Below are 12,575 nucleotides of genomic sequence, written 5' to 3'. Positions count from 1 at the left end.
ACGACGGGGGTCGTGCGCTCAGCCCAGCTGGCGCACGACCTCCTCGAGGTACAGCCGCCGGACGGCGGCGTGCCGGCCCAGCTCGTCGCCGCGGGTCAGCAGCACGCCCGTGAGCGAGAGCCGGTGAGCGTCCTCCACGGCCTCCAGGAAGCGGCGGGCGTCAGCGCCGGCGCCCGGGTTGAGCACCAGCTCCAGGGTCACCCGCTCGCGGCCCTCCCGCGCCGCGCGCACCACCTGGGTGCGCACCTGCACCCGAGCCGGCTCGAAGGCCTGCACGGCTGCGTCGAGGCGGCGCGCCAGCACCACCTCCTCCGGCGCCTCGTGCTCGGCGCGCGCCACGAAGACGGGGTCGTGCATGACGATCTGCAGCTCGCGGACGAGGTCGTCCAGGTGCTCCTTCGCCGCCAGCAGGGCCGCCACCGGCAGGTCGGGGACGACGACGGTGACCACGGCGTCGAGGTCGGCCCACATGGCGAGCAGGTCCTCCGCGCTCGGGTCGTCGGGGTCGGCGTGCTCGTCGTCGCCGCCGACCTCGAACCAGACGGTCTTGCCGTCCTCGAGGCGCTCGCTGCCCCAGCGCGAGGCCAGCGCGGCCACGAGCACCATGCCCCGCCCGGTCGTGGAGGTCTGCAGCGCCGTCGCGAGGACCGGGAGGGAGGAGCTGCCGTCGAGGACGTCCACGCGGACGCACCGGTGGTCCGCGCTGGAGACGACCACTTCGAACGGGGTGCGGGCGTGCAGCACGGCGTTGGCCGCCAGCTCGGAGAGCACCAGGCCGGCGTCGTCGGACAGGTCGGGCCGGCCGAGGGCGGCGAGCTCGGTCTCCACGAACCGGCGGGCCTCGCGCACGGACGCCGTCACGGGCGGGTAGCGGGTGCCGGTGCGCCACCCCGTCCCGCCGCTGCACGACGCCTCGACCCCCACCTGACCATCCTCCTCGCACCTCGACCGGGACCGGGTGAGGACACCAGCGCCCGACCAGCAGTGTCACCCTAGGTGACCGCCACCGTTCCTGGCACCGCGGAGATCATCACGGACACCCTCTCGGCCGTCCCCCGCCACCGTCCCGCCCTGCGGCGTCTGGCGGCGGGGCGGGGCGCCGCGGCGTGGGACGCTCGAGGGCGTGCCAGCTACCACCGCGCTCCCGGACCTCGAGGTGGACCGGCGCCCGGACCTGCCCTCCCGCCTCCCGACGGGCGAGGGGGCCGCTGACCCGGACGCCGTCTTCGAGGCCTTCGAGGGGTGGGCCACCGACCGCGGTCTGAGCCTCTACCCGGCGCAGGAGGAGGCGCTGATCGAGGTGGTGAGCGGCTCGCACGTGGTGCTGGCCACCCCGACCGGGTCCGGGAAGTCGCTCGTGGCGCTGGGCGCGCACGCCGCGGCGATGGCCTCGGGGCGGCGCTCCGTCTACACCGCGCCGATCAAAGCGCTGGTCAGCGAGAAGTTCTTCGCGCTGGTGGAGGTGCTGGGAGCCCAGAACGTGGGCATGGTCACCGGTGACGGCGCCGTCAACGCCGCCGCCCCGGTGGTCTGCTGCACGGCCGAGGTCCTGGCCAACCGCGCACTGCGGGAGGGCGCCGACCTGGACGTCGGCCTGGTGGTGATGGACGAGTTCCACTACTACGCCGACCGCGACCGCGGCTGGGCCTGGCAGGTGCCCCTGCTGGAGCTCACCCGCGCGCAGTTCCTCCTCATGTCCGCGACCCTCGGCGACACCACGCGCTTCACCGAGGACCTGCGCCGGCGCACCGGCCGCGAGGCGGTCCTCGTGGCCGGCGCGGAGCGCCCGGTGCCGCTGCACCACCGGTGGGCCATGACGCCGGTGCACGAGACGCTGGAGGAGCTGCTGGAGGCCCGCGAGGCCCCGGTCTACGTGGTCCACCCCACCCAGGCGGCGGCCCTGGAGCGGGCGCAGGCCTTGCTCTCCGTGACCGTGGCCGACAAGGGCGCGCGCGAGCGGATCGGCGAGGCGCTCGGCGGCTTCCGGTTCACGGCGGGGTTCGGGCAGGTGCTGTCCAAGCTGGTGCGCCACGGCGTGGGGGTGCACCACGCCGGGATGCTGCCCAAGTACCGGCGCCTCGTGGAGACGCTCGCGCAGGAGGGGCTGCTGCCTGTCATCTGCGGCACCGACACCCTCGGCGTGGGGATCAACGTGCCGATCCGCTCGGTGCTCGTGACGTCCCTGACCAAGTTCGACGGCCGCCGCACCCGCCTGCTCTCCGCCCGCGAGTTCCACCAGATCGCCGGGCGGGCCGGGCGCGCGGGCTTCGACACCTCCGGCACATGCGTGGTGCAGGCCCCCGAGCACCTCATCGAGAACGAGCGCGCCCTCGCCAAGGCCGGGGACGACCCCAAGAAGCGCCGCAAGGTGGTCAAGAAGAAGCCGCCGGAGGGCGAGGTGAGCTGGAACCAGGCGACGTTCGAGCGCATCGTCGGGGCGCCGCCCGAGCCGCTGACCAGCCAGATGCGCGTGACGCACGCGATGGTGCTCAACACCATCGCCCGGCCCGCGCCGACCGTGCCGGCGTTCCGGCGGCTGCTGCGCGACAACCACTCCGACCGCGGCACCCAGGTGCGCCTCGTGAAGCGGGCCGTCGCCATCGTGCGCGAGCTGCTGGCCGCCGGCGTGGTCGAGCGGCTGCCCGAGCCCGACGAGGACGGCCGCACGCTGCGCCTCACGGTGGACCTGCAGGCCGACTTCGCGCTCAACCAGCCGCTGTCCACCTTCGCGGTGGCAGCGCTCGACGTGCTCGACCCCACCTCGCCCACCCCCGCCCTCGACGTCGTGAGCGTGGTGGAGGCGACCCTCGACGACCCGCGCCCGATCCTGCTGGCCCAGCAGTTCGCGGCCCGCGGCGAGGCGGTGGCGGCGATGAAGGCCGAGGGGATCGAGTACGAGGAGCGCATGGAGCTGCTCGAGGAGGTCACCTGGCCCAAGCCGCTGGAGGAGCTGCTCGAGGCGGCCTTCGAGCAGTACCGCCTGACGTCGCCGTGGCTCCCGGAGGACGCGCTCTCGCCCAAGTCCGTGGTGCGCGAGATGCTCGAGCAGGCGATGACCTTCGGGGACCTGGTCCGCCGCTACAACCTGTCCCGCTCCGAGGGGGCGGTGCTGCGGTACCTGTCCGACGCCTACCGGGCGCTGCGCCAGACCGTCCCGGAGGACCGGCGCGTCGAGGGCCTCGACGACGTCATCGAGTGGCTCGGCGAGGTGGTCCGCCAGACCGACTCCAGCCTGCTGGACGAGTGGGAGGCGCTCACCCACCCCGAGGCGCTCGTCGAGGGCGGGGCGCCGCCGCCGCCCCCGGCCCTGCGGGGCATCACGGCCAACGTGCGCGCCTTCACCGTGCAGGTCCGCAACGCCATGTGGCAGCGGGTGGACCTGCTGGCGCGCCGCCGCGCGTGGGACCTGGCCCAGCTGGACCCCGAGCTCGACCTCGACGCCTGGCAGGCGGTGGTGGCCGACTACTACGCCGAGCACGACGACGTCGGGGTCTCCGCGGCGTCGAGGGCCCCCGCGCTGCTGCAGGTGCAGCACGACCGCGAGGCCCGGCTGTGGCAGGTGCGCCAGGTGGTCGACGACCCCGCGGGCGACCACGACTGGGGCTTCCTCGCCACGGTCGACCTGGAGGCCTCCGACCTGGAGGGCACCGCCGTCATCACCGGCCACGGGCTCCAGCGCATGTGACCCCGGCTGGGGCCGCCCCTCCCGCACTCGTGCACCCGAGTGCAACATCGACGGCTCCCCATCCCGCACTGGGGTGGCCCAGTGCGTGATCAGAGGGTCGCGAAGGCGCACTGGGGTGCGCGAGTGCGGGACCGAGGGGGACAGGCCCCCCGGCTGAGAACGTTCTCAGCGCCGGCGGGGCATGATGGCCCGCATGAGCGCTGCGACGGAGCAGAACAGGGCCCAGGCGGCCCCCGGGGTGCCTGACCGCCTCCCGGAGACGATGCGGGCCAGCGTGCTGCTGGCCGAGAACACGGTGGAGGTGCAGGAGCGCCCCGTCCCCGAGGCCGGCCCCGGTGAGGTGCTCATCCGGGTCGGCTCCGTCGGGGTCTGCGGCTCCGACGTCCACTACTACCGGCACATGCGCGCCGGCGAGTTCGTCGTCGAGTCCCCGATGGTCCTGGGGCACGAGATGGGCGGCACCGTGGTGGCCGTCGGCTCCGGCGTGGACGCGTCCCGCGTGGGCGAGCGCGTGGCCGTGGACCCGCAGCGCCCCTGCCACCACTGCTCGCAGTGCCTGGCCGGCCGCTACAACCTGTGCCCGCACATGCGCTTCTACGCCACGCCCCCGGTGGACGGCTCCTTCGCCGAGTACGTCACCGCCCCGGCGGAGTTCGCCTTCCCGGTGGCCGACGGCCTCTCCGACGACGCCGCCGCCCTGCTCGAGCCGCTCAGCGTGGGCATCGCCGCGATGCGCAAGGCCCGCGTGGTGCCCGGCCAGCGGGTGCTCATCGCCGGCGCCGGCCCGATCGGCATCATCACCGCCCAGGTCGCCCGCGCCTTCGGCGCCCGCGAGGTCATCATCACCGACCTCGTCGCCCCCCGCCGCGAGCGCGCGCTGGGCTTCGGCGCCACGAGCGCCGTCGACCCCCGCGAGACCGACGTGACGGCCCTCCAGGTCGACTCCTTCATCGACGCCTCCGGCGCCCCGCCGGCCATCACCTCCGGCATCCGCTCCGTGCGCGGAGGCGGCACCGCCGTGCTCGTCGGCCTGGGCAACCCGGAGCTGACGCTGCCGGTGAGCTACATCCAGGACAACGAGATCCTCCTCACCGGCATCTTCCGGTACACCGACACCTGGCCGCTGGCCGCGCACCTGGTGGCGTCGGGCCAGGTCGACGTCGACTCCCTCGTCACCGGCCGCTACGACCTCGACCACGCCGCCGACGCGCTCGACTCCGACAAGGACCCGGAGAGCCTGAAGTCCGTCGTGGAGCCCTGGCGGTGACCGCCGCGAGCGAGGCCGGCGGCACGACCGCCGACGCGTCGGTGGCGTCGACGCGCCAGGACCCGTTCCGGCTGGACGGGCGCACCGCCGTCGTCACCGGTGGCAACCAGGGCCTCGGCCGGGCGTTCGCGCTCGGCCTGGCCGCCGCCGGGGCGAAGGTCGCGATCATCGCCCGCGACGGGGCCCGGTCGCAGGCCTTCGTCGACGAGGCCGCCCAGCAGGGTGTCGAGCTGGTCCGCGTGGACGCCGACCTCACCGTCGACGCCGACGTCGAGCGCGCCACCGCCGAGGCCCTCGAGGGCCTCGGCGGGCGCATCGACGTGCTGGTCAACAACGCCGGCACGTGCTTCCACCGGTCCAGCTGGGAGGTGCCCGACGAGGAGTGGTCGGCGGTGTTCGACCTCAACGTGCGGGCGCTGTGGAAGACCTCCCTCGCGGTGGGCCGCCACATGCGCGAGGCCGGGGGCGGCTCGATCGTCAACATCGGCTCGATCTCGGCGATCATCGTCAACCGCCCGCAGGAGCAGGCCGCGTACAACGCGTCCAAGGCGGCGGTGCACCAGCTCACGAAGTCGCTGGCCGCGGAGTGGGCGCCGCACGGCATCCGTGTCAACGCCCTCGCCCCGGGGTACGTCCGCACCGCGATGGCCCCTGTCGACGAGCCCCGGTTCCGCCGGCAGTGGATCGAGGACGCACCGCAGCAGCGCGCCGCCTCCCCGGAGGAGATCGCGCCCAGCGTGGTCTTCCTCGCCAGCGACGCCGCCACCTTCATCACCGGCACCGTGCTGGTGGCCGACGGCGGCTACACCGTCTACTGACCGGTTCGACCCAGCGACAGGAGTCCCGTGCGCGTCGTCGTCATCGGAGCCACCGGCCACGTCGGCACCTACCTCGTGCCCCGCCTCGTCAGCGCGGGGCACGAGGTGGTGGCCCTCTCCCGGGGCACCCGCGAGCCCTACCGCCCGCACGAGGCGTGGACACGGGTGCAGCGCGTCACCGTCGACAGGGACGCCGAGGAGGCCGCCGGCACCTTCGGCGGACGCATCGCCGACCTGGGCGCCGACGTCGTCGTCGACATGGTCTGCTTCCGGCCCGAGCAGGCGCAGCAGCTGGTGGAGGCGCTGCGCGGACGCGTGGGGCACCTCCTGCACGCGGGCACCATCTGGACGCACGGGCGGGCCGCGGCCGCTCCGCTGCGCGAGGAGGACCCGCGCGAGCCCTTCGGCGACTACGGCGTGCAGAAGGTCGCCTGCGAGGACCTCCTGCTCGCGGAGTCCCGCCGCGGCGGCGTGCCCACCACCGTCGTCCACCCCGGCCACATCAGCGGACCCGGCTGGCGGGTCATCAACCCCCTCGGCAACACCGACCCCCGCGTGTGGGAGGCGCTCGCCGCGGGTGAGGAGCTGGCGGTGCCCGAGGGCGGTCACCAGCTCATGCACCACGTGCACGCCGACGACGTCGCGCAGGTCTTCCAGCGGGCCGTCGAGCACCGGTCCGCGGCGGTGGGGGAGAGCTTCTTCGCCGTCTCCGACCGCGGCTGGACCGTCCGCGGGCTCGCGCAGGAGGTGGCGTCGTGGTTCGGGCAGGAGGCCAGGCTGCGCGCCGTCGGCTGGGAGGAGTTCCGCGCCGGCTGCACCTCCCGGCTGGGGGAGGAGGAGGGCGCCGAGCACGCGGGCGCCTCCTGGGAGCACCTCGTGCGCAACCACAGCGCGTCGGTCGAGAAGGGCCGGCGCCTGCTCGGGTACGCGCCCCGGTGGACCAGCCCCCAGGTGCTGCGCGAGGCACTGGTGTGGCTGAGTTCCCACGGGGAGGTCGACCTCGGTGGCAGGGTGCTGCCGTGCGCGTGAGGCTTCCCAAGGACACCAGGGCCCCGCTGCTGGCGCGGGCGTTCGTGCGCAAGGAGCTCGGCGTGCTGTGCACGCCCGAGGCCCGGGACCGCGTGGAGCTGCTCGCCTCGGAGCTGGTGACCAACGCCGTCGTCCACGCCGGCTCGCTGGTGACCATGGACGTGGAGCTCGAGGCCGACGGCAGCGTGCTCGTGGAGGTCGCCGACGGCAGCCCCGACCACCCGGTGCTGCGCGACGCCGACCTGCTCGAGGAGAGCGGCCGGGGCCTGGAGCTCGTCGACAAGCTGTCGGTGGAGTGGGGGGTGCGCGACGGCGGGCTGCGCGAGCCCGAGCCCGCTGCCACCGGTGCCGCCACCTCGACGACGACGGCGAGCGCCCCACCGGCGGCTCCCGCGCTGCCCGGCCCGCTCGCCGCGGTGTTCGGCGGCCGGGTCCCCCGCCAGGCCACGGGCAAGGTGGTCTGGTTCCGCGTCAGCAGCTGACCCGGCCCCCTGACCCAGCCCCCTGACCTCGGCGGCCGACCTCAGCGGCCGAGGGGGGAGCCGTCCAGCTGGGCCAGGAGGTCCGCGGCGTCGTCGTAGAGGGGCGCGTCCGGGGCCTCGGCGCGCAGCAGCTCGTCGCAGAACCCGCCCGAGCGCACGAGCACCACGCCCGCCCCCGCGGCGTGCGCCGAGCGCGCGTCCCACGGGGAGTCGCCCACCGCCACGGGTCGCTGCGCCCCCACCTTCTGCGCCGCCACGGCGAACAGGTCCCCGGCGGGCTTGGAGGCCTCGACGTCGTCGGCCGTCGTGACGGCGTCGACCACCTCGTCCACGACGTCCGCACCGATGATGGCGCTGTGGCGCTCCAGCAGGTCGCCGGGGCTGGAGCTGGCGAGCACCACCTTCAGGCCCCGCTCGTGGCAGGCCCGCAGCAGGTCGGCGGCGCCGGGCAGCGGCGGGACCCGGTCCAGCAGCGCCAGGTACTCGCGCTTCCACGCCGCGCGCACGGCGTCGCCGTGCTCGCGCTCGACGTCGTCGCCGGCCACCGCGGCCACGAGCTGGTCCCCGCCCATCCCCACGGCCCGGTGCAGCCGGGGCGCGGGCACCACCACGCCGACCCCCGCCAGGGCCCGAGCCCACGCCACGACGTGCTGGTAGTTGGAGTCGACCAGGGTGCCGTCGACGTCGAAGAGCACCGCGTCCGGAAGGTGGTTCGCCGAGGCAGCCATCCTTCGAGCCTCGCACCGTCCGTGTAGCGTCGCGAACCGTGCGCATCCTGGTGACCGGCGGAGCGGGGTACATCGGCAGCCACACCGCGGTGGCGCTGCTGGAGGAGGGGCACGACGTGGTCGTGCTCGACGACCTGTCCAACGCCAGCGCGGAGGCGGTCCGCCGGGTCGGCGAGATCGCCGGGCGCGAGGTGGAGCTGCTCGAGGTGGACGTCACCGACGAGGCGGCCGTGCTGTCGGCGCTGCAGCGGGTCCGGCCGGAGGCCGTGGTGCACTTCGCCGCGCTGAAGGCCGTGGGGGAGTCGGTGGCCCAGCCCGAGCGCTACTACCGCGCCAACGTCGGCGGCAGCCTCAACCTCGTCAAGGCGATGGACGCCGTCGACTGCCGCACCCTCGTCTTCAGCTCCTCGGCCACCGTCTACGGCGCCGCGACGGAGATGCCCCTCACCGAGGACTCCCCCCTGGGGGCCACCAACCCCTACGGCTGGACGAAGTTCATGGTCGAGCAGGTCCTGCGCGACGTCGCCACGAGCGACGACCGCTGGTCGGTGGCGCTGCTGCGCTACTTCAACCCGGTGGGTGCGCACCCGTCCGGCCGCATCGGTGAGGACCCGCGCGGGGTGCCGAACAACCTCGTGCCCTTCATCGCGCAGGTGGCCGTCGGCCGCCGGGAGCACCTGACGATCTTCGGGGACGACTTCGACACCCCTGACGGCACGGGGGTGCGCGACTACATCCACGTGGTGGACCTCGCCGAGGGCCACGTCGCCGCGCTGCGCGCGCTGGCCGGGCTCTCGGGCGGCGGGCGCGGCGCGGGGGCCCGCGCGTGGAACCTCGGCACCGGCCACGGCTCCTCCGTGCGCGAGGTGGTCGCCGCGTTCGAGCGCGCCTGCGGTCACGAGGTCCCGGTGCGCGTCGCTGCGCGGCGTCCCGGCGACGTGGCGGTCTCCTACGCCGACCCGGCGCGCGCCCGCGCCGACCTCGGGTGGACCGCCCAGCGGGGACTCGACGAGATGTGCGCCGACACCTGGCGCTGGCAGACGTCCAACCCGCAGGGGTACGCCGGCGCCTGATCCACTGAGCCCTGAGTGCTCACTTGGTCACGCTGAGTGAGATCGCTTCAGGGGTTCGCCGCCGCCCCGGCGTGTCTGGGCCGTTTCACGTCGGATCGGTCACGCGCGGTGACACCCTCTGGGCATGCCCCCGCCCCCGTGGTCACCCAGCGCGCAGACGGCGACACCGCCGTCCGCCCGCCGCGACCGCGTGACGGAGCCGGGTGCGCTCCCCGCAGCGCGGCGCGGGGAGGCGGCCGGGAGCATCAGCGCCGCCGTGTGGCAGCTCGACCTCCTCACCGGCGAGCTCACGTGGTCCGAGGGCATGCACCGCATCGCCGGCAGCGACCCCGCGACCACCACGCCCTCCATGCAGTGGTGGACCTCCCTGGTGGTCCCCGCGGACCGCGCGCGCGTGCGCGCCTGGCTGCTCGTGGTGCGCGAGGCGCGGCGCGGCGGCGAGGAGCAGTTCGACCTGGTCGGCGCCGACGGCGTCCACCGCCGCGTGCACGCCTGGACCGAGGTGGAGCTGGACGCGCGCGGTGAGGCCGCTCGCCTGTACGGGTCCGCCGTCGACATCACCGCCGCGGCGCCCCTGGGGCAGCGCGACCCGCTCACCGACCTCGCCACCCGGCCCGCGCTGCTGGCCCACCTCGAGCGCGACGCCCGCGAGGCGGAGCGCCAGCGCCGCCGCGGCGGCACCGTCCTCGCACTGGTGGACGTCGACAGGTTCTCCGTGCTCGACGACGCGCTCGGGCGCACGGTCGGCGACCGCGTGCTCGTCGCCTGCGCCGACCGGCTGCGCACCGCCGCGCCGCGCGGGTCCGTGGTGGCGCGCCTGGACGGCGACGTCTTCGCCGTCGCCGTGAGCGCCACCCCCGTGGCCGGGGGCGCCGCCGGTGAGCCCGCGGTGCTGGCCGCCCCGCCCGACGCCGGCGCCCTGGCCGAGCAGCTCGGCGCGGCGCTGCGGCGCCCCCTCGTCGTCCCCGGCGTCCCCGACCCCCTGGCCCTGACCGCCTCGATCGGCCTGGTCACCACCGGCGGTGACGAGGTGGGCGCGGACGACGTGGTCCGGCGCGCCGGGCTCGCGCTGCGCCGCGCCAAGCGCGACGGGGGCGACCGCGCCGCTCACCACTCCCCGGCGCTGGAGGAGGCCGCCGCCCGCCGCGTGCGCACCGAGGCGATGCTGCGCTCCGCCCTCGACGCCGGCCGCATGCAGGTGCTGTACCAGCCCGTGGTGGACCTGGCCAGCGGCGAGGTCGTGGGCGTGGAGGCGCTCGCCCGCGTGCTCGACCCCGAGCAGGGCCCGCTGTCGCCGCTGGTCTTCATCGAGGTGGCCGAGGAGACCGGCCTGGTGACGCGCATGGACGAGTGGGTGCTCGGACGCGCCAGCGGGCTCGCCCAGCGCTGGCGGCCCCCGGCCTCCGGCGCACCCACCGCCATCGCCCTGCCCGAGACCGGCGCGGTCGCCGTCGCAGGGCCCCGCCACGACCTGCCGACCGTGGCCGTCAACATGTCCTCGCGGACCCTGTCCCGCCCGGACCTCGCCGTGCTCGTGCGGGGTGCCCTGCAGACGTCCGGCTCCGACCCCGCACGGCTCCTCGTGGAGATCACCGAGCACTCCCTGCTCGACCAGGGGGAGCACGCCCGCCGGACCCTCGACGGCCTCACGGACCTCGGCGTCGGCGTCGGCATCGACGACTTCGGCACCGGCTGGTCGGCGCTCAGCTACATGTCGGCGCTGGAGCTGGCCTTCATGAAGGTCGACCGCGCCTTCGTCTCGCGGCTGGGGCTGGACACCTCCGCCACGGCCGTGGTGCAGGCGGTCATCGACCTCGCCCACGCCCACCACCTCACCGTGATCGCCGAGGGCATCGAGACCGAGCAGCAGGCCCGCATGCTCGTGGAGATGGGCTGCGACCACGGCCAGGGCTACTGGTTCGGGCGGCCGACCCCCGAGGCCGACCTCGACGCCGTGGTCAGCTCGTGGCACGAGCGGGCCAGGGCGGCGCGCTTCGGCGCCTGGGCCGCCGCGCCCGCGCCGGTCGCGGCCCCGCCGGCCGCCCTGCGTGCCGCTCCGGCCCCGGCCCCGGCCCCGGTCGCGGCGCGGACGCCGGTGCCCTCTCCCTCCGCGCCGGCGGCCGCGCCCGCGTCAGCGCGCACGCTGCGCCAGCGCGCGCTCAGCCTGCGTCCCTGAGCCACCCCAGGAGCCGCTGGAGCGGCCAGGTGGTGACCACCCGCTCGGGACCGGCCCCGGCGCCCGCAGCGCGCGCGACCCCGAAGGCCCGCCAGTCGAGCTGCCCCGGGGCGTGGGCGTCCGTGTCGATGCTCACCAGGCAGCCCGCCTCCAGCGCCTGGCGCAGCAGCCTCATCGGCGGGTCCAGCCGCTCCGGACGGGAGTTCACCTCCACCGCCACCCCCCGCTGCGCGCAGCGCGCGAAGACCGCGGCGGCGTCGAAGGGCGCCTCGGCCCGCTTCGCCGGCCGGTGCTCGTCGGCCCCCGGTGACACCAGCCGCCCGGTGCAGTGCCCCAGCACCCGCACCCGCGGGTGCTCCAGGGCGCCGAGCATCCGCGCGGTCATCTCCTCGCTGCTGCTGCGCCCGCCGAGCCTGCTGTGCACCGAGGCGACGACGACGTCGACGCGCTCCAGCAGCTCGTCCGGGCAGTCCAGCCCGCCCGCCTCGGTGATGTCCACCTCGATGCCGGACAGCAGCCGGAACGGCGCCAGCTGCTCGGCCAGGGAGGCCACCAGGTCCAGCTGGCGCTCGAGCCGCCGCGGCGACAGGCCGTTCGCCACCCGCAGCCCCCCCGAGTGGTCGGTGAGGGCCAGGTACTCGTGCCCCAGCTCCACGGCGGTCGCGGCCACCTCCTGGGGCGGTGAGCCGCCGTCGCTCCAGTCGCTGTGGACGTGCAGGTCGCCCCGCAGAGCTGCCAGCAGCGCCGCGCCGTCCTCGTCGAGGTCCACCAGGGGGCCGGACTCCTCGCGGCGCCGCTCCAGCTCGCCGAGGTAGTCCGGCTGGAGGCCCTGCGCCGCCTGCACGGCCACCGCGGCCGTCTTCGGTCCCACGCCGCGCAGCTCGGTGAGCGTGCCCGCGCCCAGGCGCTGCGCCAGCTCGTCGTCGGGAAGGCCCGCCAGGACGGCGGCGGCGGTGCGGAAGGCCTTGACGCGCGGCGTGGCCGCCTGCTCGCGCTCGAGCAGGAACGCCGTGCGGCGGAGCGCGTCGACCGGGTGCACCCGGCCATCCCAGCAGGGCCTCGAGCCGCCCGCAGGTCGTGCCGGCGCTCGTGCCAGGAGGCCGCCGCTCCTCCGGCCGGGCTGGTCCGGTCACGGTCGGGAGCGCGGGCACGTACGATCGTCATGACCCCCGGGTGAGGGACGTCGAGCGCGCAGCGCCCGGCCGCGACCCCCTCGAGGGCCTCGGACCCGTCGTCCGGGCGGCGGGACCCCCCCTCTCGCCGCCCGGACGGCGGCTGGTGCCCCCCACCTGCGGCCTCACCGCCGGGGTTTCGGCT

At 75.6% G+C, this 12,575-nt stretch carries 10 protein-coding genes; 7 read left to right on the top strand and 3 right to left on the bottom strand.

Annotation, left to right across the window (positions count from 1 at the left end; translation table 11 throughout):
- Positions 1-18: 18 nt before the first annotated feature.
- Positions 19-924, bottom strand: coding sequence for an ATP-binding protein (locus FHN55_RS20045; protein ID WP_139714176.1), 906 nt, complete (start codon positions 922-924; stop codon positions 19-21).
- Positions 925-1,174: 250 nt separating this feature from the next.
- Here FHN55_RS20045 and FHN55_RS20040 point away from each other — a divergent pair, with 250 nt between their 5' ends.
- The 5 genes from FHN55_RS20040 (at position 1,175) to FHN55_RS20020 (ending at position 7,281) form a co-directional block, all read left to right on the top strand.
- Positions 1,175-3,685, top strand: a complete 2,511-nt coding sequence (locus tag FHN55_RS20040) for an RNA helicase (protein WP_139714205.1) — start codon at positions 1,175-1,177, stop codon at positions 3,683-3,685.
- A gap of 193 nt (positions 3,686-3,878) precedes the next feature.
- Positions 3,879-4,952, top strand: coding sequence for an NAD(P)-dependent alcohol dehydrogenase (locus FHN55_RS20035; protein WP_139714175.1), 1,074 nt, complete (start codon positions 3,879-3,881; stop codon positions 4,950-4,952).
- Complete coding sequence (locus FHN55_RS20030; RefSeq protein ID WP_218974855.1) at positions 4,949-5,770, top strand: SDR family NAD(P)-dependent oxidoreductase; 822 nt, start codon at positions 4,949-4,951, stop codon at positions 5,768-5,770. The genes FHN55_RS20035 and FHN55_RS20030 overlap by 4 nt, the downstream gene beginning before the upstream one ends.
- 27 nt (positions 5,771-5,797) lie before the next feature.
- The gene (locus FHN55_RS20025; RefSeq protein ID WP_139714174.1) at positions 5,798-6,799 is read left to right on the top strand and encodes an NAD(P)-dependent oxidoreductase; all 1,002 of its coding nucleotides are present in this window, start codon (positions 5,798-5,800) and stop codon (positions 6,797-6,799) included.
- Positions 6,796-7,281, top strand: a complete 486-nt coding sequence (locus FHN55_RS20020) for an ATP-binding protein (RefSeq protein WP_257571152.1) — start codon at positions 6,796-6,798, stop codon at positions 7,279-7,281. The genes FHN55_RS20025 and FHN55_RS20020 overlap by 4 nt, the downstream gene beginning before the upstream one ends.
- Positions 7,282-7,322: 41 nt before the next feature.
- Here the strand turns inward: FHN55_RS20020 and FHN55_RS20015 are convergent, their stop codons facing one another.
- Positions 7,323-8,009, bottom strand: a complete 687-nt coding sequence (locus FHN55_RS20015; RefSeq protein WP_139714172.1) for an HAD family hydrolase — start codon at positions 8,007-8,009, stop codon at positions 7,323-7,325.
- Between the two features lie 38 nt (positions 8,010-8,047).
- Here FHN55_RS20015 and galE point away from each other — a divergent pair, with 38 nt between their 5' ends.
- Together galE and FHN55_RS20005 are read left to right on the top strand one after the other, a co-directional pair.
- A complete protein-coding gene (gene galE, locus FHN55_RS20010) occupies positions 8,048-9,082 on the top strand; it encodes a UDP-glucose 4-epimerase GalE (protein WP_139714171.1) in 1,035 nt (344 codons plus the stop codon).
- A 124-nt stretch (positions 9,083-9,206) separates the two neighbouring features.
- Complete coding sequence (locus FHN55_RS20005; RefSeq protein WP_139714170.1) at positions 9,207-11,258, top strand: bifunctional diguanylate cyclase/phosphodiesterase; 2,052 nt, start codon at positions 9,207-9,209, stop codon at positions 11,256-11,258.
- Here FHN55_RS20005 and FHN55_RS20000 read toward each other — a convergent pair.
- Complete coding sequence (locus FHN55_RS20000; RefSeq protein ID WP_139714169.1) at positions 11,242-12,297, bottom strand: PHP domain-containing protein; 1,056 nt, start codon at positions 12,295-12,297, stop codon at positions 11,242-11,244. The genes FHN55_RS20005 and FHN55_RS20000 overlap by 17 nt on opposite strands.
- Positions 12,298-12,575 lie beyond the last annotated feature (278 nt).

This window comes from Streptomyces sp. NP160, from assembly GCF_006335115.1.
In the GTDB taxonomy this organism is placed as follows: domain Bacteria; phylum Actinomycetota; class Actinomycetes; order Actinomycetales; family Quadrisphaeraceae; genus Quadrisphaera.
Note: the sequence above shows the minus strand (reverse complement) of the source record. Positions and strands in the feature narration are given on the sequence as shown.

What these genes read in the sequence shown, in the direction of transcription:
- FHN55_RS20035 (WP_139714175.1), top strand. Translation starts at nt 3,879, where the DNA reads ATGAGCGCTGCGACGGAGCAGAACAGGGCCCAGGCGGCCCCCGGGGTG.
- FHN55_RS20015 (WP_139714172.1), bottom strand. Translation starts at nt 8,009, where the DNA reads ATGGCTGCCTCGGCGAACCACCTTCCGGACGCGGTGCTCTTCGACGTC.
- FHN55_RS20005 (WP_139714170.1), top strand. Translation starts at nt 9,207, where the DNA reads ATGCCCCCGCCCCCGTGGTCACCCAGCGCGCAGACGGCGACACCGCCG.